The sequence below is a fragment of the Acidovorax sp. FG27 genome (genome assembly GCF_040365715.1).
Classification (GTDB): domain Bacteria; phylum Pseudomonadota; class Gammaproteobacteria; order Burkholderiales; family Burkholderiaceae_C; genus Paracidovorax.
Genome location: NZ_BAABVY010000011.1, coordinates 19,609 through 41,715 on the forward strand (window position 1 = coordinate 19,609; position 22,107 = coordinate 41,715).

General features: G+C 68.0%; 19 protein-coding genes and 1 pseudogene. 11 read left to right on the top strand and 9 right to left on the bottom strand.

Translation table 11 applies throughout. From position 1 onward, the window contains the following. Positions 1 to 361: 361 nt before the first annotated feature. From ABWV53_RS15250 to ABWV53_RS15260, 3 genes are all read left to right on the top strand, one after another. Positions 362 to 1,117: a DprA-like winged helix domain-containing protein gene (locus tag ABWV53_RS15250; protein ID WP_353367002.1), complete on the top strand. Its 756-nt coding sequence runs from the start codon at positions 362 to 364 to the stop codon at positions 1,115 to 1,117. Further along, entirely contained in the window at positions 1,114 to 1,665 is a 552-nt protein-coding gene (locus ABWV53_RS15255; RefSeq protein ID WP_353367003.1) for a GTPase, read from the top strand. Before ABWV53_RS15250 ends, ABWV53_RS15255 begins: the two co-directional genes overlap by 4 nt. Positions 1,666 to 1,735: 70 nt before the next feature. Then, the gene (locus tag ABWV53_RS15260) at positions 1,736 to 2,698 is read left to right on the top strand and encodes an AEC family transporter (RefSeq protein ID WP_353367004.1); all 963 of its coding nucleotides are present in this window, start codon (positions 1,736 to 1,738) and stop codon (positions 2,696 to 2,698) included. 69 nt (positions 2,699 to 2,767) lie between these two features. Here the strand turns inward: ABWV53_RS15260 and ABWV53_RS15265 are convergent, their stop codons facing one another. Further along, positions 2,768 to 3,073, bottom strand: coding sequence for a cupin domain-containing protein (locus ABWV53_RS15265; protein ID WP_353367005.1), 306 nt, complete (start codon positions 3,071 to 3,073; stop codon positions 2,768 to 2,770). Between the two features lie 209 nt (positions 3,074 to 3,282). On the opposite strand from ABWV53_RS15265, the gene ABWV53_RS15270 reads away from it, so the two are divergent. The 4 genes from ABWV53_RS15270 to ABWV53_RS15285 are packed head-to-tail and all read left to right on the top strand — an operon-like array spanning position 3,283 to position 7,208. Continuing rightward, positions 3,283 to 4,836, top strand: a complete 1,554-nt coding sequence (locus tag ABWV53_RS15270) for a glycosyltransferase family 39 protein (RefSeq protein ID WP_353367006.1) — start codon at positions 3,283 to 3,285, stop codon at positions 4,834 to 4,836. Between the two features lie 48 nt (positions 4,837 to 4,884). Then, a complete protein-coding gene (locus ABWV53_RS15275; protein WP_353367007.1) occupies positions 4,885 to 5,934 on the top strand; it encodes a glycosyltransferase family 2 protein in 1,050 nt (349 codons plus the stop codon). Beyond that, complete coding sequence (locus ABWV53_RS15280) at positions 5,931 to 6,353, top strand: GtrA family protein (protein WP_502903915.1); 423 nt, start codon at positions 5,931 to 5,933, stop codon at positions 6,351 to 6,353. The genes ABWV53_RS15275 and ABWV53_RS15280 overlap by 4 nt, the downstream gene beginning before the upstream one ends. Before the next feature lie 18 nt (positions 6,354 to 6,371). Further along, a complete protein-coding gene (locus ABWV53_RS15285) occupies positions 6,372 to 7,208 on the top strand; it encodes a ChbG/HpnK family deacetylase (RefSeq protein ID WP_353367008.1) in 837 nt (278 codons plus the stop codon). A gap of 28 nt (positions 7,209 to 7,236) precedes the next feature. Here ABWV53_RS15285 and ABWV53_RS15290 read toward each other — a convergent pair whose 3' ends face one another. From ABWV53_RS15290 to hemE, 3 genes are all read right to left on the bottom strand, one after another. Continuing rightward, positions 7,237 to 7,614, bottom strand: a complete 378-nt coding sequence (locus ABWV53_RS15290) for a YybH family protein (RefSeq protein WP_353367009.1) — start codon at positions 7,612 to 7,614, stop codon at positions 7,237 to 7,239. A 116-nt stretch (positions 7,615 to 7,730) separates the two neighbouring features. After that, on the bottom strand, positions 7,731 to 9,926 hold the full coding sequence (priA, locus tag ABWV53_RS15295) for a replication restart helicase PriA (protein ID WP_353367010.1): 2,196 nt from the start codon (positions 9,924 to 9,926) through the stop codon (positions 7,731 to 7,733). A 672-nt stretch (positions 9,927 to 10,598) separates the two neighbouring features. Then, entirely contained in the window at positions 10,599 to 11,714 is a 1,116-nt protein-coding gene (gene hemE, locus ABWV53_RS15300) for a uroporphyrinogen decarboxylase (RefSeq protein WP_353367011.1), read from the bottom strand. 209 nt (positions 11,715 to 11,923) lie between these two features. On the opposite strand from hemE, the gene ABWV53_RS15305 reads away from it, so the two are divergent. Then, positions 11,924 to 12,892 carry a Bug family tripartite tricarboxylate transporter substrate binding protein gene (locus tag ABWV53_RS15305; protein WP_353367012.1) on the top strand — a complete coding sequence of 323 codons (969 nt, stop codon included), beginning with the start codon at positions 11,924 to 11,926 and terminating at the stop codon, positions 12,890 to 12,892. Then, entirely contained in the window at positions 12,889 to 14,277 is a 1,389-nt protein-coding gene (locus tag ABWV53_RS15310; RefSeq protein ID WP_353367013.1) for a sulfatase family protein, read from the top strand. The genes ABWV53_RS15305 and ABWV53_RS15310 overlap by 4 nt, the downstream gene beginning before the upstream one ends. A 56-nt stretch (positions 14,278 to 14,333) precedes the next feature. Here the strand turns inward: ABWV53_RS15310 and ABWV53_RS15315 are convergent, their stop codons facing one another. The 4 genes and pseudogenes from ABWV53_RS15315 to ABWV53_RS15330 form a co-directional block, all read right to left on the bottom strand. After that, positions 14,334 to 15,629, bottom strand: a complete 1,296-nt coding sequence (locus ABWV53_RS15315; protein WP_353367014.1) for an NAD(P)/FAD-dependent oxidoreductase — start codon at positions 15,627 to 15,629, stop codon at positions 14,334 to 14,336. Between the two features lie 61 nt (positions 15,630 to 15,690). Beyond that, a pseudogene (locus ABWV53_RS15320) lies at positions 15,691 to 15,875 on the bottom strand (dihydrodipicolinate synthase family protein); the annotation flags it as partial. A gap of 75 nt (positions 15,876 to 15,950) precedes the next feature. Then, the gene (locus ABWV53_RS15325) at positions 15,951 to 16,877 is read right to left on the bottom strand and encodes a 4-hydroxyproline epimerase (RefSeq protein ID WP_353367015.1); all 927 of its coding nucleotides are present in this window, start codon (positions 16,875 to 16,877) and stop codon (positions 15,951 to 15,953) included. 34 nt (positions 16,878 to 16,911) lie between these two features. Further along, positions 16,912 to 18,525 carry an APC family permease gene (locus ABWV53_RS15330; protein WP_353367137.1) on the bottom strand — a complete coding sequence of 538 codons (1,614 nt, stop codon included), beginning with the start codon at positions 18,523 to 18,525 and terminating at the stop codon, positions 16,912 to 16,914. A 444-nt stretch (positions 18,526 to 18,969) separates the two neighbouring features. On the opposite strand from ABWV53_RS15330, the gene ABWV53_RS15335 reads away from it, so the two are divergent. After that, entirely contained in the window at positions 18,970 to 19,740 is a 771-nt protein-coding gene (locus ABWV53_RS15335; protein ID WP_353367016.1) for a helix-turn-helix domain-containing protein, read from the top strand. Between the two features lie 138 nt (positions 19,741 to 19,878). On the opposite strand, the gene ABWV53_RS15340 is transcribed toward ABWV53_RS15335, so the two are convergent. Next, positions 19,879 to 20,802 (bottom strand): LysR family transcriptional regulator, encoded by a 924-nt coding sequence (locus ABWV53_RS15340; protein WP_353367017.1) that lies wholly within the window; start codon positions 20,800 to 20,802, stop codon positions 19,879 to 19,881. A gap of 296 nt (positions 20,803 to 21,098) precedes the next feature. Between ABWV53_RS15340 and ABWV53_RS15345 the strand changes: the two genes are divergently transcribed. Further along, positions 21,099 to 22,097, top strand: a complete 999-nt coding sequence (locus ABWV53_RS15345) for a TerC family protein (RefSeq protein WP_353367018.1) — start codon at positions 21,099 to 21,101, stop codon at positions 22,095 to 22,097. The last annotated feature ends 10 nt before the right edge of the window (positions 22,098 to 22,107 follow it).

Genomic DNA, 22,107 nt, shown 5'->3' on the forward strand with positions numbered 1-22,107 from the left:
GGGGCGATGGAGCGGTTCGAAGGGGGAGGAAGCCGGAGGCGGTGCGTGGGCGAGCGGGAGCCCCGCAAGGGCCGAGCTCCCGGGCGCGCGCAGTTGACGGCGCCAGCCCGGCACTCCAGCGCCGGGGCCGGTGCTGGAGGGAGCGCGTCATCATATCGATCCCGGCCCTGGCCCTCCTGGCGCGGACGCGCCCGGGAAGGGGTGGCGGGCCGCCAGCCGGCACGCCGGGCGGAGATGGTGAATCAATGTCAAACGCGCCTCGACGGCGGCGTTCCCCGCAAAGTCGGGTGTCGAGATGAAGGCGTGCGCTCTTAGACTGAAAGCAGGGCTCTCGATCCTTCCGAACTCCCGTCCACCCCGCATGCCCACGACTTCGGCCACCTTCGCGACCCATCTGCTCGGCGAATCCTCCCGTGAGCGCTTCCAGCGCGTGTCGGCGCAGGTGCTGCCGCATGCGATCTGCCAGTGGCGCGAAACGCAGGCCCAGCAGGCCCAGCTCTGGCTGGTGGATGCGTCCTCCCCCATCCCGGCAGGGGCGCAACCCCTTTGCATGATCTACGTCGGGCCGACCGTCCCGCAGCAGTTGCCGCCGGTGCATTGGCTGACCCGGCTGGACATCGGCTACACCGCTGCGGACCTGACCGACGTGCTGCACCGGGCAGCGGTGTTTCTTGGCGACTGGGGCGCGCGCCACCGCGCCTGCCTGCTGCGGGACGCCGGGCCACCCGCATCTGCCGCGCCGCAGCGCTGGCGGCTCCGCGCCTGGCCGTCGCTCGGCGCACCCTACGACTCCGGCCAGCATCTGTGCGCGCTCGCGCTGCTGTCGCGCGAAGCCGTGACGGCGGACCAGATCCGGCGCCATGCCGGGCTGGACGACGCCCATGTGCGGGCCCTGCTGGCCGAACTGCAGCGGCGCGGCCTGGTCCGGGCCGTACCCGCCTCCGTCACTGTGCCTGCGGCGGGCCCTGCCGCGGTGCCGATCGCGCCGCCCGCCTCCGCCACATGGGGTGTCGGCCCTGTCCTCGCCAGCCAACCCGCCGAAGGCCCCGGCCCCGCTGCCGCTGGTCTGGCGAGGCAGCTTTCGTCGTGGGTCGGTGGCGAGGGGCATGGCGGGTGAGCTCCGGCGTCTCCCGCATCGCGTTCGTGGGCCCATTGGGGTCGGAGTTGACGACGGCGCTGCAAACGCTGTGCGGCAGCGTGCGCTCCACCGCCGATGCCTCCAGGCTGGGCCGCAGCCCGCAGGGCGAGGCGCTCACCAGCGGCCGCATCGAATTCGGCGAGATCGACCTGGGCGGCGGTCAACGGCTGCAGCTGTGCGGCTGCCAGGGCACGCAGCACCTCGACTTCGTGAGCCGGTGGGTGTTGTCGGTATCGGTGGGCGCGTTCATCATGGTCGACGTGACCGCGCCGGACGGGGCCGAGCGGGCGCGTGCCCTGCTGGCGGAGGTGACAGCGCATTCCTGCACCGCCATTGCGCTGGTGCTGAGCGCCCGCCCGGCAACGCCGGCGCAGCGCGAAGCCTTCGGCGCCGCCCTCGCGGCCGGCGGCGGCGTGATCGTCCCGATCCTGCAGGTGGACCCCGCCAACCGGCTGCAGCTGCTGGATGCGCTGGGCGTGCTGGCGTCGCTGCTGGCACTGCAGCAAGAAGCTCCCCCGGCGCGCTGAACGGGCAGCCTGGCTGTTTTCGGTCGGGCCGCCCGCTCCCCGCGGCGCGCCACATGGCGACAATCGCCCCGTGCTGTCCATCCTCGCCATCACCTTCCCCTTCTTCGCCATGGTGCTTTGCGGCTACCTCGCCGCGCGCGGCGGGGTGCTGCCCCAGGCCGCCATTCCCGGGCTGAACGCCTTCGTGCTGTTCTTCGCGCTGCCGTGCATGCTGTTTCGTTTCGGCGCGCGCACGCCCATCGCCGATCTGCTGGATCCGGCGGTGGCGGTGGTATACGTTGCCTGCGCCCTGGTGATGGTGGCCGGGGCGGTGGCGTTCACCCGGCGCCGGCTGGGCTGGAACGATGCCGCCTTCGGCGCGCTGGTGGCGGCTTTCCCCAACACCGGCTTCATGGGCGTACCGCTGCTGGTGGCGCTGCTGGGCACGGCGGCGGCCGGGCCGGCCATCTTCACCATGCTGGTGGACATGGTGCTCACCACGTCGCTGTGCATCGCCCTGTCGCGGCTGGACGGCGCGGGCGCGCACGGCGTGGCGGTGGCGGTGCGCCGGGCGCTGCGCGGCATGCTCACAAACCCCATGCCGTGGGCGATCGCGCTGGGCGCGGTGGCGTCGGCCGCCCGCTTCACGCTGCCCGGCCCGGTCGACCGCACGGTGGCGCTGCTGGCCGATGCGGCCTCGCCGGTGGCGCTGTTCACCATCGGCGCGGTGCTGGCGCGCTCGCACATGCAGGCCGCGGCCCATGCCAGCGAGCGGGTGGCGCCACGCGACTATGTGCCCATCGCGCTCGCCAAGCTGTTCGTGCACCCGCTGCTGGTGTGGGCGGCGGGCCACGCCGCCATCGCCGCCGGGCTGCCGCTCACGCCGTTCGCCCACACCGCGCTGGTGCTGGCGGCGGCGCTGCCCAGCGCCAGCAACGTGTCGCTGCTGGCCGAGCGATTCGGCGCGCACAACGGGCGCATCGCCCGCATCATCCTCGTGTCGACCGCGCTGGCTTTCCTGAGCTTCTCGGGCGCCGTGGCCTTGCTGGTTTGATGCTATCTAATTAATAGCGATAAGCGCAGGTGGATCAAGCGCCGGTGGCCTGAAACACCTGGAATTCGGTCATGCTGCGGGCGCCGGCGCGGGCCGCGCTGTGCTGCGCCGCCCCACCAGGTACACCACGCCCTGGGGGCCATACCACTCGGCATGCGGCTCTTCGTGCGCCAGGTGGAAGACGTCGCCCTCGCGGTAGGTGCGGTCGGTGCCGGCGCCGGTGCGAATGCGGATCTCGCCCGACAGGATCAGCGCCTTGGCCTCGAACGGATGGGTGTGCTCGTCCCAGCGGCCGTCTGCCTCGCGTTCCACGCGCACGGCGGGATCGAAGCCTTCCTCGGCAAGCTGGCGCTGGAATGTGGTGGTGGCGTCCATGGGTCTGCGGCGTGTGGGGTTGACAGGGAATCAAGGCTATCACCGGAGCCCGGCGGGCTGGATCGGCGTTTTCAATGTGCGCCATAGGCCAGCGGCAGTGGCCACGCGGGCCGTTGGGCGGTCCACTCCACGGCGCTCTCCGGCCGCGCCGGCCCGCCGCGGCGCGCGTCTTTACAATCGCACACCTCTCTTCCTGCCCGGCTTTCTCGATGCAAGCGACCGCCCCTTCGCCGCAGCTTTCCCTTCCACTGCGGCCCATCGCCTGGGTGGCCGTGGTGTATGTCCTCGCGTGGTCGCTGCTGCCGCCGCTGCTCAGCTCCAGCCTGCCGCTGGACGTGGTGGAAAGCCTGTCGTGGGGCCGCGAATGGCAGTGGGGCTACTACAAGCATCCGCCGCTCGCGCCCTGGGTGCTGGAGCTGTTCTTCCGCGCCTTCGGCTGGGTGGGCCCCTTCCTGCTGAGCCAGCTGTGCATCGCGGGCTCGCTGTGGCTCGTCTGGCGCATGGGCTGCCGGCTCATGTCGCCGGACCGGGCGCTCATCGGCGCGCTGCTGACGCTGGGCGTGGCCTACTACACCCGGCCCGCGCTGGAGTTCAACCACAACATCGCCCAGGTGCCGATCTGGGCGGCGCTGGGCTGGTGCCTGCTGGCCGCGCTGCAGGACGGTCGCCTGCGCCAATGGGCGCTGCTGGGCGTGATCGCCGGCCTGGGGATGCTCACCAAGTATTCGGTGGGCGCGCTGCTCGCCGTGATGGCGCTCTACCTGGTGCTGACGCCGGCGCGCCGCGTGCTGCTCACGCCCGGCCCCTGGCTGGCCCTGGCGGTGATGCTGCTGCTGTTCGCGCCGCACCTCCATTGGCTGCGCCAGTCGGAATGGCTGCCGATGGCCTATGCCCAGAGCCGCGCCGTCACCGAAAGCGCCAGCCCCCGGCTCGCAGCCCTCGCCTTCCTGGCGACGCAGGCCGTCAACCATGTGCCGCTGATCGTCATCGTGCTGGTGGCGCTGTTCACCAGTCGCCGCCAGCGCCGTGCCGCACAGGTCGCACAGGTCGCGCAGGCTGATGCGGCTGCCGGCTGGCGCCTGCATTGCCGCATGCCGGGCTACCTGCTGGCGGTGTCGCTCGGCGCCTGCCTGCTGGTCACCACGGCGGGCCTGGTCACCGGCCTGCGCCTGCGCGACATGTGGGGCGTGCCCATGTGGGTCTTCAGCGGCCTGCTGGTGGCCGCCTGGCTGCCGGCCGGCGGGCTGGCGGCGCTGCAGCCGCGCCTGCTGCGCGGCCTGGCCGTGTGGCTGGTGCTGATCTCGCTGCTGTCGGGCGCGTTTCTGGCCTATGGCGCCGCCTGGCGCAAGCGCCCGGCGCGCACCGACTGGCCGCAGGCCGCGCTGGCGCAGCAGGTGCAATCCACCTGGCAGGCGCAGACCGGTCCGCAATGCGCCCTCGATTCGGTGGCGGGCGACTACTGGCTGGTGGGCCTGGTGGCCGCGCAGCTGCCGGGGCGCCCCTCGGTCTTCATCAACGGCGACGAGCGCTTCTCGCCCTGGATCACGCCGCAGCGGCTGCAGGCGCACGGCACGCTGTGGCTCGGCGTGGAGGGCGACTTGGCGCTGCCGCAGCAGCCCATGCTGGCGCAGTTGCAGGCCGTGCCTGGCATGCGCGTGCAGCAGGGCCAGTGGCAGATCGCCTGGCCGGAGCGCCGGCTGGGCTCGCCGCTCGTCATCCACTGGCGCACCTACGTGCCGGCCGACTGTGCCCCCGCTTCCTGACCCGCTCGCAGCACCGGCCTTCACCGTACCCCGGAAAACGACCTCCTGATGAACAAGGCCTTCTTGCCGCCCACGGCGATCAACCCCGACTTCCACGCCGAATTCGCGCCGGCCGCGCCAGAAGGCGTGCTGCCCCGCGCGCCGCTGCGCCTGAGCTGCGTGGTGCCCGCCTACAACGAGGGCGAGAACCTGGACGGCTTTCTGCCCGCCCTGGCCCAGACCGTGCGGTCGCTCACGCCCGACTTCGAGATCGTCGTCATCAACGACGGCAGCCGCGACGCCACGCACGAGGTCGCGCTGCGTCTGGCGCAGGAGCTGCCGCTGCGCTACATCGCGCTGTCGCGCAACTTCGGCAAGGAAGCAGCGCTCTCCGCCGGCATCGACCATGCGCGCGGCAACGCCGTGCTGCTGATCGACGCCGACTTCCAGCACCCGCTGGAGATGGTGCCGCAGATGCATGCGCTCTGGCAGTCGGGTTTCGACATGGTGTATGGCGTCATCGCCGACCGCTGCGCCGAGAGCGGCGCCAAGCGCGTGGGCACCAACGTCTTCTACCGGCTGATGAACGCCGGCAACCACCGTGTGCGCATTCCGCCCCACGCGGGCGACTTCCGCTGGATGGACCGCAACGTGGCCGACGCCATGAAGGCCCTGCCCGAGCGCAACCGCTTCATGAAGGGCCTGTACGCCTGGGTCGGCTTCAAGACCGCTGCGCTGCCCTTCGTGCCGCTCGACCGCGCCGCCGGCGTCTCCAGCTTCAACCTGCGCAGCCTGGGGTCGCTGGCGCTCGCGGGGCTCACGTCGTTCACCACGCTGCCGCTGCGCATGTGGAGCCTGGCGGGCGGCATCATCTCGCTGGCCGCGCTCGCCTATGGCCTCTGGATCGCCGTCGCCACGCTGGTGTTCGGCAACCCGCTGGACGGCTGGCCCACGCTGGCCGCCAGCATCATGCTTTTTTCGGGCGTGCAGCTCATGTCCATCGGCATCCTGGGCGAATACATCGGCCGCATCTACGACGAGGTCAAGCGGCGCCCCATCTACCTGGTGGCGCGCGACGAAGACCGCAGCCCGCTGCGGGACCTGGACGAGCGCCCATGAGCGTGCTGCCCCGGTTGCTGCAACCGCTGCGGCGCCTGCCGCAAGGGCTGCAGTTCATGCTGGTGGGCGGTGCCGCCGCCGCCACGCACCTGGCCGTGGTGGGGTTGGCCGTGTCGCTGGCCGGCATGCCGCCGCTCGCAGCCAACGTGATCGCCTTCCTCGTCGCCTTCGTCGTCAGCTACCAGGGCCACGCCCTGCTCACCTTCGCCAGCGCCCAGGCGCGGGGCTGGGCCGTGGTGGCGCGCTATTTCGCCGTGGCCAGCCTGTCCTTCGTGGTCAACGAACTGCTCTACTTCATCGCCCTGCGCTGGCTGCACTGGCACTATCTCTGGAGCCTGTTCGGCGTGTTGGTGCTGGTGGCCGTCGGCACCTTCGTGCTCAGCAAGTTCTGGGCGTTCAAGGCGCCTGCCGCGCCCTGACCGCGCCTTCCACCGCCCATGCCCCAGCCCACCCGCCCCCTGCTGCTCTGCGCCGACGACTACGCGCTGCACCCGCTCGTCGATGAGGCCGTCGAACGGCTGACGCTCGCCCGGCGCCTGTCCGCCACCAGCTGCATGACGACGTCGCCGCTCTGGGCCGCGTCCGCGCCCCGGCTCCAAGGCCTGCGCCCGCAACTGTCCGTGGGCCTGCATTTCAACCTGACCGAAGGCCACGGCGGCGCACACCCCGCCCAGCCCCTGGGCGCCGTCATACGCCAGGCCTATGCCCGGCAAATGCTCCCCGGGGCGTCGCGTACCGCCTGGCGGGCGCAGCTCGATGCCTTCGAGCGCGCCCTGGGCACGCCGCCCGACTTCATCGACGGCCACCAGCATGTGCACCAGCTGCCCGGCCTGCGCGACGCCATGCTGGCCGAGCTGGAAACCCGCTACGCCACGCACGAACGGCCCTGGGTCCGCTCCACCGCCCCCGCCGGCGGCCTCTGGCGCCAGCCGAAGGCCGCCGTCATCGCCCTGCTGGGCGGCTGGGCCGCCACGCGCCGTGTGCGCCGGGCCGGCGTGGCCACCAACCGCGGGTTCGGCGGTGTCTATGGCTTCGATGCGGCCGACGAGGCGCAATACGGCGCGCAGATGGCGCGTTGGCTGCCGCACATGCCGGCCGGTGGGCTGGTGATGTGCCACCCGGCGACGGACGTGGTGCAGGGGGACGCCATCGGAGCGCAGCGGCCGGTGGAATATGCGTATTTGATGTCGGCGGCGTTCGGTGAACTGCTGGAGCGACACGGGTGCCGGGTGCACCAGGGACCTGCCAGGGATTGGATGAATCCGCAATCGTAGGCTGCGGGTCCTCCCCGATCCCGGATCGCTATTTCTTCTGTCCGTGATAGTGCAGGTGCACGACCCGCCATCGGGTCGCCTCCTGCCTCCACAGTTCTGTGAAATGGATGCGGCCGGTATGCCCAGAGGGTGTGGAGATCCGGCCCAGGCCATGCACTGACATGACATCCGGCGTGATGGGCAGGATCGTCGACTCGATGTCCTCTGCGCTGCTGCCTTCGGGGAACCACCTTCCGGCAGCTACCGACGCCGCGATGGTCGGAAGCCGCAGGTGCTGCTTCTCCATGCCTTCGGGGCTGATGACCACGAGGTCTGGGCTTTCAAGCTCTGCCAGCCGGTCCACGTCGCCCGCTACATAAGCCGCGTACCACGCCTTCCGGGCCTGGATGAATGCGTTGTTCGCCATGCGTTCCTGTGTCTCCAATGGGGTGGATGCCGAGTCTTGCTAGTCGCTATAGTAATAATAGCTATAGGTGCATTCGTGGCAAGCGCTGGGGGCAGATATGACCTCTTTTTTCCTGATCAGATCGCCAACGGATCCACATCCACCAGCCAGCGGATCAGCCCCTTGTGCTCCGGCAGCGCCCGGGTGGCGTGCAGCAGCGGCTGCCATGCCGCCAGAAAGTGCTGCAGCGCGGCGCGGTTGGGGCTTTCCAGCAGCATCTGAGCGCGCTCGACGTTGGCCACGCGCTGCACGGCCAGCGGCACCGGCGGGAAGATGAACACATGCTCCAGGCCCGGCAGCGCGGCAGCCTGGGCCGCGGCGCCTGCGGCAGACAGGAAGGCCTGGGCGAGCTCCTGCGTGCGGGCGTCGGCGCGCACCAGGGCCTGGTAGGCGAAGGGCGGCATGCCGGCCTCGGCGCGCTCGGCCAGCTGGCTGGCGGCGAAGGCCGGGTAGTCGTGGCGGCGCAGGGCGGCATAGAGGGGGTGGTCGGCGTGCCAGGTCTGCACCCACATCTCGCTCGCCTGGCCGCCCTGGGCGGCCACGTACTGCGCGTCGCGGCCGGCACGGCCGGCGGCCTGCATCAGCAGGGCGAAGAGCCGCTCGGGCGCGCGGAAGTCGCTGGAGAACAAGGCGCCGTCGGGCTGCACCGCCGCCACCAGGGTGATGCGCCGGAAATCGTGGCCCTTGGCGACCATCTGCGTGCCGACCAGCACGTCCACCTCGCCGGCATGAACCTGGGCCAGCTGCGCTTCGAGCGCGCCCTTGGCCCGCGTGGTGTCGGCGTCGATGCGGGCCACGCGGGCGGCGCGCCGCTCGGGGGTGATGACGTTGCGCAGCAGGGCGGCCAGCTGCTCTTCGAGCTGCTCGGTGCCCCGGCCGATGGGCGCGATGTCCGGGTTGCCGCAGGTGGGGCAGGCGTGGGGCACGCGCTGGGCGAAGCCGCAGTGGTGGCAGCGCAGCGACCGGTCGATCTTGTGGAACACCTGGTGGGCGCTGCAGTGCGGGCAGTCGCTCTTCCAGCCGCATTCGGTGCAGTGCAGCACGGGCGCGAAGCCGCGCCGGTTGAGCAGCACCAGGCACTGCTCGCCACGCTCCACCCGTTCGGTGATGGCGGCCACCAGCGGCGGCGAAAACACGGTGCCCCGGGGCTGCTGGGCCAGATCGACCAGCCGCACGCGGGGCAGGGCGCCAGCGCCGATGCGGCTGGGCATGGCCAGGCGCAGGTAGCGCCCGCCGGGGTCGTCGCCCTGGGGCGGGCGGCTGGCGTGCCAGCTTTCGAGCGACGGCGTGGCCGAGCCCAGGATGACCTTGGCACCCTGCTCGCGCCCGCGCCAGATGGCCAGGTCGCGCGCGGAGTAGCGGGCGCCTTCCTGCTGCTTGTAGCTGGCGTCGTGCTCTTCGTCCACCACGATCATCGCCAGCCCGGGCAGGCTGGCGAACACGGCCATGCGCGTGCCCAGCACGATGCGCGCGGTGCCGGCATGGGCCGCCAGCCAGCTTTTCAGCCGCTGGGGGTTGGTCATGCCGCTGTGCAGGCTGACCACGCTGCCGGGACCCCAGCGCCCGGCGAAGCGGGCGGTGAAGCGCTCTTCCAGCTGCGGCGTCAGGTTGATCTCCGGCACCATCACCAGCGCCTGCGAGGGCAGGCCGTCGGCCCGAACCGCCGCCAGCGCCTGCTCCACGGCGTGCAGGTACACCTCGGTCTTGCCGCTGCCGGTGCTGCCGTAGAGCAGGAACGGCCCGGGTTTTGAGTGAATTTGGGCGCAGGCGCTTGCCTGTTCTGTGCTGAGTGCTATGGTTTTTGAAGCGGCTGCGCCGTCCTCGCCCTGCGTACCTTCCGCCGTCGCCCGGGCTGGGCGGCGCAGGCGGCGCTCCAGCTGCTCGGGCGACAGGTCGCGCAACTGGGGAGGCAGCGCGTTCAGTGCCACCTCGCCCACCGACCGCTGGTAGTACCGGGCGGCGAACGCCACCAGCCGGCGCCAGGGCGCGGCCAGCGGCGGCAGCCCCTCCAGCACGCCCGCGATGGCCCGGGCCTCCATGCCCGGCGGCAGGGCGGCCGGCTCCGCCGGTGCGTCCCACACCACGCCCAGTACCTCGCGCCGGCCCAGCGGCACCCGCACCAGCGTGCCGGGCTCGAGCGGGCGCTCGCTGGCGTAGCTGAGCAGATCGCCCACGCTGCTGTGCGCGGGCGTCTGCACGGCCACGTGCACCAGGCAGTGGCCGGTGGCCGTCGGGGCTGGGCCTGGCGAATGAGGTCGAGGAGTTGCGGACACTTCTTCAGGGGCTGGTATGCAAAGCGGGGCTAAGTGGTTGATTCGTCAGGTGCTTCACCACCATCCACAGTTTCTGTGGATAACTTTGTTGACATCCGCAGTGGGAAAGCCTGCCAGGCCGCATGGGCGCTGGCTCGCGCCGGTATCCCCTTCTGCCGGGCGGTGCAAAAAACGTATATGAATCAAACCTCTTTGCTGCAGTGCAATGTAGACGGCTTTCGGCGCAACGCCAGACGGCGGCCGGGACCCGCTCGCAAAAATGTGTGCATAAGTCGCTTGTCAAGCGCTTCCCGGGCCCTCGAAATGTGCTAGCTGACTGGGTTGCTGCAGGATTGTGCGTGCAGTTACGCCGCCAAGTGCTTGATTTTCCTGGGTTTGCGAAGAAATCCCGAATTTCTGTGGATAACTTTGTTGATATCCTCGATCCAACTGCCGCAAATCCTTGATTCCAAAGGATTTCGTTACATTGCTCGGAAAATCGGCAAAGGCGATTGCCCTTATGAATCAAGCACTTGGCGGCAGTGTGTGGAATTTTGAAGTTTTGTCTCGCGTTGCGGCCGACCGGCCGTAACGGCACCACCGTCTCGCGTCTGATGTGCATAAGTCAGGTGCGCTCGGCTCAAGCCCGCCCACTGCCGGCAGGCGCCGACCAGGCGCTCGCCGGCAGCCCGCTCAGACAGCGGCGCGCTGGGCGCGCGAGTGGCCGTGCACGGCCTCCACCAGCGCCGCCACGTGCTCGGGCGGTGTGAACTGGCTGATGCCGTGGCCCAGGTTGAAGATGTGCGTGGGGCCGGTGGTCGTGCGGTCGGTGTGCGGCGTGCCGAAGCTGTCCAGCACGGCGTGGGCCTCGGCCGCGATGGCCTCCGGCGGGGCGAACAGCACGTTGGGGTCGATGTTGCCTTGCAGCGCCTTGCCGGGGCCGCCCACGGCGCCGCCCACCAGGGCGCGGGCCCGGGCGAGGTTGGCCGTCCAGTCCAGGCCCAGCACTTCGCAATCGAGCCCGCCCATGGCCTCCAGCCAGAGCGCGCCGCCCTTGGTGAAGACGATGCGCGGCACGTCGGTGCCGTCCACGCCGGTGCGCTGGAGCTGCGCCAGCACCCGGCGGGTGTAGGCCAGGCTGAAGCTGTGGAAGGCCGCATCCGCCAGCACGCCGCCCCAGCTGTCGAAGATCATCACGGCCTGCGCGCCGGCCGCGATCTGCGCGTTCAGGTAGGCGGCCACGGCGTCGGCGTTCACGGCCAGGATGCGGTGCATCAGGTCGGGGCGCGAATACATCAGCGTCTTGACGAGGCGATAGTCGTCGCTGCCCTTGCCTTCCACCATGTAGCAGGCCAGTGTCCAGGGGCTGCCAGAAAAGCCGATCAGCGGCACGCGCCCGTCCAGCGCCCGGCGGATGGAGGTCACCGCGTCGAACACGTAGCGCAGCTTGTCCATGTCGGGCACGGCCAGTTGCGCCACGGCGGCCTCGTCGCGCACCACCCGGGCAAAGCGCGGACCTTCGCCCTCGGCGAACGACAGACCCAGGCCCATCGCGTCGGGCACCGTGAGGATGTCGCTGAACAGGATGGCCGCGTCCAGCGGAAAGCGGTCCAGGGGCTGCAGCGTGACCTCGGTGGCGTAGTCCACGTTCGTCGCCAGCCCCATGAAGCTGCCCGCGCGCGCGCGCGTGGCCTTGTATTCCGGCAGATAGCGGCCGGCCTGGCGCATCAGCCACAGGGGCGTGTAGTCGGTGGCCTGGCGGCCGCAGGCGCGCAGGAAGGTGTCGTTCTGGAGGGGGGCGAAACTCATGCCGGTCATTGTCGCAGGCCGCATCGCCCGTGCGCCCCGCGCGGGGCAGAGGCTTGATTCGGGTCAAGCCCGGCGGCATCGGGCGCCCGGCGGCATATGCAAATGACGGGCGATGATGTGGCCTGTGCCAGCATGCGCCCTTTCCTTTCTTGTGAGGCGCACCCTCGCCGCGCTCTCGTGTTCGCAGCCTTCTCGTCTGGAGTCTTTCGATGACCTCTCGCCGCCTGTTCCTTGCCCGCTCCGCCCTGTGGGCTGGCGCGCCCTTGGCCGCGTCCGTGCCCGCCCGGGCGCAGGACGGCACCTTGCGCATCGTCGTGGGCTACCCGCCCGGCGGCTCCAGCGACCGCGTCGCCCGCCTGGTGGCCGACGGCCTGCAGCGCGTACTGGGCCAGACCGTGATCGTCGAAAACAAGGTGGGCGCGGGCGGCCGCATCTCGGCCCAGTACGTGAAGAACGCGCCTGCCCACCAGCCCATGCTGCTGCTGGCCAACCCGGCGGTCATGGTCGTGTCGCCCCTGGTGGTGCCTGACGCGGGCTACCAGCCTGAGCAGGACTTCGTGCCCGTGAGCGAGGTCAACAGCTATGTTTTCGGCGTGGCCGTGGCCACCGCCGTGCCGGTGCAGGAGCTGCAGCACCTGCTGGCCTGGCTGCGCGCCAACCCCGCCCAGGCCAACATCGGCGTGCCGGCCACCGGCAGCCTGCCGCACTTCTTCGCGCTCATGCTGGGCAAGCAGGCCGGCGTCAACATCGAGGCCGTGGGCTACCGGGGCTCGGGCCCGCTCATCACCGACCTGTTGGGCGGCCAGGTGCCCGTGGCGGTGGACACGCTCGACTCCCTGCAGCCGCAGCACGAGGCCGGCAAGCTGCGGCTGCTGGCGGTCTCCAGCGCGCAGCGCCTGCCCGACTTTCCGAAGGTGCCCACGCTGCGGCAGGCCGGCGTCGACCTGGCCGCGTCGGGCTGGAACACCCTGTTCGCCAGCCGGTCCATGCCCGCCGCGCAGGTCGAACGCTATGCCGAGGCCGTGCAGAAGGTCATGAAAGACCCCGACGTGGTGCGCCAGTTCAAGTCCAGCCACCTCGACCCGGTGGTCAGCACGCCCGCCCAGACCCGCCAGCGCATCGCGGCATATCAGAAGCAGTGGGAGCCCGTCATTCGCAACTCCGGCTACCGTCCATGAGCGCCGCCCGCCTGGAGGGCCCTGCCACCGGCACGGCAGGTCGCGCGGCCCCCCGGCCCAATATCGTCTTCATCGTGGCCGACGACCTGGGCTATGCCGACTTAGGCTGCTACGGCGGCCGCGACGCCGCCTTCGGCCCCGTCTCGCCAGTGCTGGACGGTTTGGCCGCCAACGGCCTGAAGCTCACCCAGGGTTATTCCAACTCGCCCGTCTGCTCGCCCACGCGCTTCGCGCTCATGACGGCGCGCTACCAGTACCGCCTGCGCGGCGCGGCCGAAGAGCCGATCCGCACCGCCACGCGCGGCAACGACCGGTTGGGCCTGCCGCCCGAACACCCCACGCTGCCCTCGCTGCTGAAAGGCGCCGGCTACCGCACCGCCCTCATGGGCAAATGGCACCTGGGCTACCCGCCGCATTTCAGCCCGTTGAAGTCGGGCTACGAGGAATTCTTCGGCCCCATGTCCGGCGGGGTGGATTACTTCACCCACTGCGGCGCCAACGGCACGCACGACCTGTGGTTCGGCGAAGAAGAAAAGGCGCAGGAAGGCTACCTGACCGACCTCATCACCGAGCATTCGGTGGACTACATCGAACGCATGGCTGTCGGCGCGAAGGAGCAGGGCACGCCCTTCTTCTTGAGCGTGCACTACACCGCCCCCCACTGGCCCTGGGAAACGCGCGACGACGAAGCCCTGGCCCACCAACTGCGCGACAGCAAGCAGGCCATCTACCACCTGGCCGGCGGCAACGTGGAGACGTACCGCCGCATGATCCACCACATGGACGAAGGCATCGGCCGCATCATGGCCACCCTGCGCGCCCATGGTCTGGAGCGCGACACGCTCGTCGTCTTCACCAGCGACAACGGCGGCGAACGCTTCTCCGACAACTGGCCCCTGGTCGGCGGCAAGATGGACCTGACGGAAGGCGGCATCCGCGTGCCCTGGATCGCCCACTGGCCCGCCGCGATCGCCCCCGGCGGCACCAGCGCCCAGCCCTGCCTGACGATGGACTGGAGCGCGACGATGGTGGAGCTGGGTGGCGCGGGGCCGCATCCTGACTACCCGTGGGATGGACAGACGCTCGTGCCGCTGCTGGACGATGCGGCCTGGATCGCCGACCGCCCCCTGTTCTGGCGCATGAACCACCGCGGCCAGCGCGCCATGCGATATGGGGACTGGAAATACCTGCGGGTGGATGGGGTGGATTACCTGTTCAATCTGGCGCATGACGAGCGAGAGCGCGCAAACCTGGCGCCGCTGGAGCCCGCAAGGCTGGCGGACATGGTACTGGCATGGGAGGCGTGGGAGGCGACCATGCCCGCGATTCCGAAGGACGCGACGGTGAGCCTTTGCTATACCGAGAAGAACATGCCGCAGCGATAGGTGCGCGGCGCTGGCCGGAGGGAGGAGCTGTGACCAACCGCTACAGCCATACCCTTTCAAAACCGCCCAAGCCGATAAGCCGAAAGATCGGGCAGCGCGTGCGATGCGGCCGCTGCCCCAGGCTGCAAGACGACGGCCAACTGCGCGATCCATTCGGCCGTGATGGCGGCCTGGGTCAGTCCCAGATGCTGGTGGCCGAAGGCGAGCAGCACCCGGCCGTCGCAGACCTGATCGATGACGGGCAGCGAGTCAGGCAGGGAGGGCCGGCGACCCATCCAGGTCGTTGCGTCCTTGGCGTCCAAATCCCTGTGGAACAGGCCCTCGCTCAACCGGTGCAGTTGCCAGGCGCGCTTCATGCGCGCAGGGCTGTCAAGGCCGGCGAATTCGACGGTGCCAGCCAGCCGAAGCCCGCCGCTCATGGGCGTCATGATGAACTTGCGCTCTAGTGATGTGACGGGGAAGGGCAGCCGCCCGTGCTCGTGGGGCAGCATCAGGTGGTAGCCGCGCTCGGTATCGAGGGGCACACGCGTGCCGGTCAGTTGCGCGACGAGCGGGGCCGAGTGGGCACCGCAGGCGATTAGCACGCGCCGGGCATTCAGCTCGCCCTGGCTGGTGGCCAGTGACACACCATGGGCATGCAAGCGGCCACCGTGAACCTGCTGCTGGAAAAAGCGCACGCCGCCGGCCTCGGCTGCTTCGACCAGGCGGCAGACCGCCAGGTAGGGGTCGATGAAATGCCCCGTCTCCTGAAAGAAGAGCCCGCCCAGAAGGCGTTCGCTCAGTTCGGGGGCAGCATCGCGAACCGCCTGGGCTGACCAGAACTCGACCGGTACGCCCTGCTGTAGCCAGCGCTTGCGCAGTGGATCGACGGTTTCCAGGGATTCGGCGCGCTCGAACACCAGCAGCGAGCCCCGCTTCTGGAGCAGATCCGCATGACCGATGGATTCCAGCAGGCGCTCCCAGGCGCCCAGACTGGCTTCGTTGAGCTGGCGCAGGCCTGCAACGGTCTGCTGAAAGGGCTCGGAGCGCAGGTTCAGCACCAACCGAGCGAACCACGGCAATGCGCGAGGAAGGTATTTCCAGTCGAGGCGCAGGGGACCCATCGGGTCGATGAGCATCGCCGGAATCCGCTGGAGGATCGATATGTCGGCGATGGGAAAGACCTGCTCGGCAGCCAGGTGTCCGGCATTGCCGTACGAGGCGCCATGGCCTGGCTCCTGGGCATCGACCACCGTCACGCGCAGGCCATGACGTGCCAGCGACAACGCGCAGGTCACACCGATGATGCCCGCGCCGACGACGGCGATATCCACCGCATCAGGCGTGGAACCTATATTGGAAGAGGTTGGCATCGTGTTCCCCGTAGGGCGTTATGTAGCTGGAGCATTTGCGAAAGCTGGCGTTGTGGGTTCCGCCTTCCTGGCATCGGCCTTCAGTGAGCAGCGGCCAATCACCCATGGAGCCGCAGTACACGACGGCACGCATGCCGATGTCGATCAGCTCGGACCCGCGGCAATGGGCGGCGAACTCCGGCTTGCGGTCAGCGATGCAGGAGTTGGCAACGCGTGTATGCAGCCGTTGAACATAGTGATGTTCATTGAGATCGATCTTCGAAGTCGTCGAGGGAGGGGGGAAAGGTACGGGCTCGGATATCGGAGGGCATGCCCCAACCCTCAGATGCCCCAGGCAAAAGGATCTTGCTCATCGATCAGCAGGGTGCTGTCGGCGGTCATGTAGGCGCGGCCGGTGATGAAGGGGCGGATGCGCTCGCCTTCCTGCTCGTAGCGGCCCAGGAACCGGCTGCCGGTGATGCTGGCCTGCACCCAGGGTTCCCCGGGTGCCAGCTTGCCATCGGCCGCAAGGCATGCCAGCTTGGCGCTGGTGCCCGTGCCGCAGGGTGAGCGGTCGTAGGCCTTGCCCGGGCACATGACGAAGTTGCGGCTGTCGGCGTTGTCGTCATCGGCGAACAACTCGATATGGTCGATCAAGGCGCCGCCTTCGCCGCGAATGCCTTGGGCTTCAAGGGCCTTGAGCATCGCCCAGGTGAAATCGGTCAGGGCTTCGACATGGTCGAGTCGCAGATCCTTGCCGTGCTCGGCCACCAGGAAGAACCAGTTGCCACCCCAAGCCACGTCACCGACCACGCGGCCATGGCCGGGCACGTCCACCGGCACCTGGCGACGGTAGCGGTAAGCGGGCACATTGCCGACGGTCACCGCCCCATCCCCATGCAAGGTAGCGCTAACAGGGCCGACCGGCGTGTCGATCTTGTGCATGCCCGGTTCGATCAGCCCGAGGTAGCGCAGCGAGGCCACCAGGCCGATGGTGCCGTGGCCGCACATGCCCAGGTAGCCGGCGTTGTTGAAGAAGATCACGCCGCAGGTGGCGTCTGGCGATACCGGAGGGCAGTACAGGGCGCCCACCAGCACGTCGTTGCCGCGTGGCTCCAGCAGACAAGCGCGGCGCCAATGGTCGTGCTGATCGCGCAGGGCATCGCGCTGCTCGGTCATGGTGGCGCCGGCCAACATGGGGAAGCCCTTCATGACCAGCCGCGTGGGCTCGCCGCCGGTATGGGAGTCGATGATGTGTATGTGCTTCATAAGGCTTTCCGGTGAGGGTACCGTGGGCGGATTGCTAGGCAGAGCCCTTGGGTGCGGCGGGCATGCCGTTCGCAACCGTCTCGCTTTCTTCGTCGTCATCCAGCTTGATCAGATCAGCGGGCACGCCGGTTGCCGCGCCCCACTGGTAAATGCCCAGTGCGCATGCCGCCACCACCAGCGTGTCGAACGGATGGCTGAGCACCCCCAGGCCGCCGAAGCTGCCCAGCTTGGAGAGCACGATGGTGATGGCATAAAAGCCGATCAGCCAGGCCGACGAGCGAACCTGCTGGCGCAGATTCAGGTGAGCGGTCGGCACGAAACGGCCGCACAGCAGGTACACCACGAACATCAGGATCTGCAGGCCCAGCAGCCACGACACAGTGCTCCAGCCGGACCAGTACACGATGAGTGCGGCGATGATGAATGACAGGGGGCCGAGCAGGCCCATCCAACGCACGCGGAACGGGCGGGGCATGTCGGGTGCATTGCGGCGCAGGGCGGCGACGGACACTGGGGCGACCGCATAACTCAGCACCAACGCAGCGGACACGACGTTGATCAGCGTCTCCCACGACGGGAACGGCAGGGTCCAGAACACCGAGAGGGCGAAGGTCAGCCAGAGCGCTGGGCGTGGAATGCCGGACTTCGGATCGATCCGGGTGAATACCTTGAAGAAAGTGCCGGTCTGCGCCCAGCCATAAACGACGCGGGGGGTGGCATTCATGTAGATGTTGCCGCAGCCGCTGGGGGAGATCACCGCATCGGCCACCACCAGATAGGCCAGCCAGCTGACGCCCAGCGCCAGGGCGATGTCGCGATAGGGCAGGGCAAGCTCCTTGGACACTGCGGCCCAGCCGTTGGCCAGCATGTCGGTGGGAACTCCGCCAAGGAACGCCACCTGCAGCAGCACGTAGATGGCGGTGGAAAGCAGCACCGAGAGAATCAGCGCGATCGGAATGGTGCGCTGTGGGTTCTTCACCTCGCTGGCCACCGAGATGATGGGCGTGAGTCCCAAGTAAGCGAAGATGACGCCGCCGGCGGAAACCGCCATCTCGATGCCGGAAAGACCGAAGGGGGCGAAACCCTGAACCTGGAAATTCTCTGGCTTGAAGAAGGTGAACAGCACACCGATGACCAGCAGCGGCACGACGAATTTAAACACGCTCACCAGATTGTTGGCTTTGGCGAAGGTCTTCACGCTGCGGTAGTTGAGCACGAAGAATACGCACAGCAGCCCGAATTGCACGAGCCATCCTACGACGGTCGGCTCACCGGAACCCCCATTGGTCAACCCGGGGAACCAGGCGGCCGCGTACTGTCGCGACGCCACTACTTCGATGGCCACCAGGCTGGAGAAAGCGATCAGTGTGATGAACCCCATCAGGTAGCCGAGCAACGGGCCGTGCGAATACACCGGATAGCGCACCACGCCACCGGCACGCGGCAGCGCCGCCCCCAGCTCGCAATAGACGATACCCAGCAGCAGCACGGCCAATCCGCCCAGCAGCCACGAGAAGATGCCGGCAGGGCCGGCGATGGCGGAAACATGGCTGGCAGCGAATAACCAGCCCGAGCCGAATATGGCTCCCAGTCCTATGAATGTGAGGTCTGTCAGCGACAGCTGCTTCTTGAATTTTCCTTGTCCCAACACGGCGTCTCCTGGTGTTTTTGATCTGAAAAGGCGTGCTTCCCGATCCGTTGCGGGTCGAGGTCGAATGGCTATGAATAGGGTGCAAAACGTCTGCTTGGCATTTGTGGGGCGACGGCGTAGCACGTCTTTGTAGAGCAGAATGCTTGGTTATCTTTGAGACGGGACAGTCTTCGAATAATCCGTGACGACTGATGAGTCGGGTCGGCCCTCAAGCTAAAACAGGCCGCTGAATTATTCCGCCGTGGAGTTAGACGGTGCTTGATGGTTTTATCAAGGGAAAACGACGATATCGGCATAGTCACGTTCCAGCCGGGGCGTTCGCGGGTCCGGAGAGGCCGAGGAGCGGCACGATGGCAGAGCCGAGGCAGGATGTCTCATGGTCGGTGTCGAACTAGAATCTAATACCTACCCTGCCTGTTGAATAATTCGGACAACCGATCCATGACGCTGAAGCTGCTGAAGTCCTTGAATAGCGAGCTGGACGCATACCGGCCCGAGAATATCGAGCAACTGGTCTCGAATATGTGGCTGCTACTGCCTATTCTGGATGCGGTTCCGAACGCTGCAATATTCATAAAGGATGCGCATGGGCGTTATCTGCTCGCCAATCGCACGCTGGTGGAGCGTTGCGGACTGAATCATTTGAAGCGGCTGATTGGCAAAACCAGTGCGGAGGTTTTCCCGACCCAACTGGGATCCGCATATACCGAGCAGGACCAGCGCGTCCTGGAACAGGGGGTGGTTTTAGGCGATCAACTGGAACTGCATCTGTTCGTGAGCCGGGAGCCTGGCTGGTGTTTGACGCACAAGCGGCCTGTTCGGGGCCGAGATGACCAGATCATCGGCTTGATAGGCATTTCGTTGGATCTCCCCTCCGCCAGTGGCACCCATCCTGCCTATCCACGCTTGGTCGCGGTGGATGAACACATTCGCAACCATTTCCATGGCGCGGTCACCATGAAGGAGCTGACGTGCATCGCCGGCATGTCGGTGGCGCAACTGGAGCGGTATTGCAAGCGCATATTCCATCTGACCCCCCGGCAGATGATTCACAAGGCTCGCCTGGAGCACGCACATCGGCTGCTGCACACGGATCTGCAGATCACTGAAATCGCACTGCAGTGCGGCTACACCGATCACAGCGCATTCACCCGTCAATTCAAACTGTTGACGGGGCTCACGCCCAGTCAGTACCGGGACGCTTCAGCGTGAACTGGCGTTCCGAGTGGGAGGGGGTTTCGTAATACCGCCCAATATCGGGACGACCGGGCGCCGAGCCGTCGGATTTAGGAGATTCATTCATCCCGCTTGCTCTCAGACACGTCCCGCGGCCAGGTCTTTACCGCGTTTTCAGCGGACAGGCGGGCCGCAGTGGGCTGGGGCGAGAATCATGGCTCCTCTCTCCACCAACCTCACCACCAGCGGATGCATCACCTTCCTCGCACTGAAGATCAGGTGAAACTGCTCCTGCACCTCCGCCGTCGTCCCCACCGCCACCAGCCCATGCGTGCGCGCCAGGTGCTCCCCCATCGACTCCGGCGCGGGCATTACGCCCATGCCGGTGCCGGCGAAGGTGGCCAGCAGGGCGCTGTCCTCGAACTCACCGGCGATCCGCGGGCGGATGCGTTCCCGCTCCAGCCAGTGGTCGATGCGGGCGCGGGCGGCGGCGTGGTCGGTCGGTAGCAGCAGGGGCACCACGGCCAGGCTGTGCGGAAAGCCGCGCGCGGCGGCGTCGGCCCAGGCGGGTGGGGCATACCAGGCGATGGGGCTGGTGCCCAGCAGCTGGCTGGTGGTCTTCAGCGCAGGGTTGGGCGGGGCGGGGCGGTCGGCCAGCACCGCGTCCAGCTTGTGCAGGGCCAACTCGCCCAGCAGGGGCTGGAACTCGCCTTCGTGGCAGAGCAGGCGCAGGTGGGGCGCGTCCAGCACGGGGGTGAGCAGGCGGTGCACGGCCACCTTGGCGATGCCGTCCGAAATGCCCAGATTCAGTCGCAGTACGCGGCCGGTGGCAGCTTCGGCCACGCGGTGCTGCAACTGTTCGCCCAAAGCGAAGATCTGGTCGGCCTCGTGCATGGCGGCCACGCCGGCGTCGGTCAGCACCAGGTTGCGGCCTTCGGTGCGCAAGAGGGCGATGCCCAGGTCTTTCTCCAGCGACCGCACCTGGGCGCTGATGGTCTGCACGGCCATGTCCAGGCGCTCGGCGGCCCGGGCCACGCCGCCTTCCTTGGCCACCACCCAGAAGTAGTACAGATGTCGGTAATTGAAGGTCTGGCTCATTTTTTGTAGGACGGAACAGGAAAACACTTCGCAAAAACCGAAGTGATCTTACGGCCGGGCTATCTTCCTTTGCGGGCGCGCAGGCTCGACAGTGCGGGCTCGTGTTTCGTATTCAAAAACGTCTCTTTCCCATCCACTCGACCCCCTCACCGCCATGACCACCACCCACCGACCGACCCTGGTGCCGCATGCCGCACCACCGGGCGCCGCGCCAGCCGGGCACGGCGCTTGTCCGGGGCTGACCGCCCGGACTGCCCTGACTTCACCGCGCCGCGTGCGCCAGGAGGGCTGAAGCCATGGTGGAAACCATCGGAACCCCCATGATGTGGGCCGGCTTCGGCCTGTTCGTGGTCGTGGCGATCGCCATCGACCTGCTGGTCATGGAGCGCCAGGGCGCGCACAAGGTGACCATGAAGGAGGCGCTGAGCTGGAGCCTGCTGTGGTTCTCGCTCGCGTTCGTGTTCGTCGCCATCCTGTGGTGGTACCTCGACGGCGCGCAGGGCCGCGAGGTGGCCAACACGGTATCGATGCAGTTCATCACCGGCTACCTGGTGGAAAAGAGCCTGTCGGTGGACAACATCTTCGTCTTCCTGATGATCTTCAGCTACTTCGCCGTGCCGGCGGAATACCAGAAGCGCGCGCTCATCATCGGCATCATCGGCGCGATCGTGCTGCGCACGGTGCTGATCCTGGCGGGCGCCTGGCTGCTGGCCACGTTCCACTGGCTGCTGTACGTGTTCGGCGCGTTCCTCGTCATCACGGGCGTGAAGATGTGGATCGCCGCGGGGCAGGAGCCTGACATCTCCAGCAACCCGGTGCTGAAATTCCTGCGCAAGCGGATCCGCATGTCGGACCACTTCGACGGAGAGAAGATGACCACCGTAGTCAACGGCGTGAAGCTGTTCACCCCCCTATTCGTGGTGCTGATCATGATCGGCGTGACGGACGTGATCTTCGCGGTGGACAGCATCCCGGCGATCTTCGCGATCACGAGCGATCCGTTCATCGTGCTCACCGCCAACATCTTCGCCATCCTGGGTCTGCGGGCGCTGTATTTCCTGCTGGCCGACCTGGCGGACCGCTTTCACCTGCTGGCCTACGGCCTAGCCCTGGTGCTGGTGTTCATCGGCTCGAAGATGCTGCTGATCGACGTCTACAAGATCCCGATCGGCTATGCCCTGCTGGTAACGGGCGCGCTGATCGCCGGTTCCATCGTCGCGTCGCTCTGGACGTCCCGCGGCAAGGGCGGTGGCGATGGCACCCCGCCTCCCGCCCTGCCGGGCGCGGGCGCCTGACCCAGGTGTG

Coding starts and splice junctions, on each gene's coding strand:
- ABWV53_RS15250 (WP_353367002.1), top strand. CDS start 362: ATGCCCACGACTTCGGCCACCTTCGCGACCCATCTGCTCGGCGAATCC.
- ABWV53_RS15265 (WP_353367005.1), bottom strand. CDS start 3,073: ATGGACGCCACCACCACATTCCAGCGCCAGCTTGCCGAGGAAGGCTTC.
- ABWV53_RS15270 (WP_353367006.1), top strand. CDS start 3,283: ATGCAAGCGACCGCCCCTTCGCCGCAGCTTTCCCTTCCACTGCGGCCC.
- ABWV53_RS15275 (WP_353367007.1), top strand. CDS start 4,885: ATGAACAAGGCCTTCTTGCCGCCCACGGCGATCAACCCCGACTTCCAC.
- ABWV53_RS15280 (WP_502903915.1), top strand. CDS start 5,931: ATGAGCGTGCTGCCCCGGTTGCTGCAACCGCTGCGGCGCCTGCCGCAA.
- ABWV53_RS15285 (WP_353367008.1), top strand. CDS start 6,372: ATGCCCCAGCCCACCCGCCCCCTGCTGCTCTGCGCCGACGACTACGCG.
- ABWV53_RS15290 (WP_353367009.1), bottom strand. CDS start 7,614: ATGGCGAACAACGCATTCATCCAGGCCCGGAAGGCGTGGTACGCGGCT.
- hemE (WP_353367011.1), bottom strand. CDS start 11,714: ATGAGTTTCGCCCCCCTCCAGAACGACACCTTCCTGCGCGCCTGCGGC.
- ABWV53_RS15305 (WP_353367012.1), top strand. CDS start 11,924: ATGACCTCTCGCCGCCTGTTCCTTGCCCGCTCCGCCCTGTGGGCTGGC.
- ABWV53_RS15310 (WP_353367013.1), top strand. CDS start 12,889: ATGAGCGCCGCCCGCCTGGAGGGCCCTGCCACCGGCACGGCAGGTCGC.
- ABWV53_RS15315 (WP_353367014.1), bottom strand. CDS start 15,629: ATGCCAACCTCTTCCAATATAGGTTCCACGCCTGATGCGGTGGATATC.
- ABWV53_RS15325 (WP_353367015.1), bottom strand. CDS start 16,877: ATGAAGCACATACACATCATCGACTCCCATACCGGCGGCGAGCCCACG.
- ABWV53_RS15335 (WP_353367016.1), top strand. CDS start 18,970: ATGACGCTGAAGCTGCTGAAGTCCTTGAATAGCGAGCTGGACGCATAC.
- ABWV53_RS15340 (WP_353367017.1), bottom strand. CDS start 20,802: ATGAGCCAGACCTTCAATTACCGACATCTGTACTACTTCTGGGTGGTG.
- ABWV53_RS15345 (WP_353367018.1), top strand. CDS start 21,099: ATGGTGGAAACCATCGGAACCCCCATGATGTGGGCCGGCTTCGGCCTG.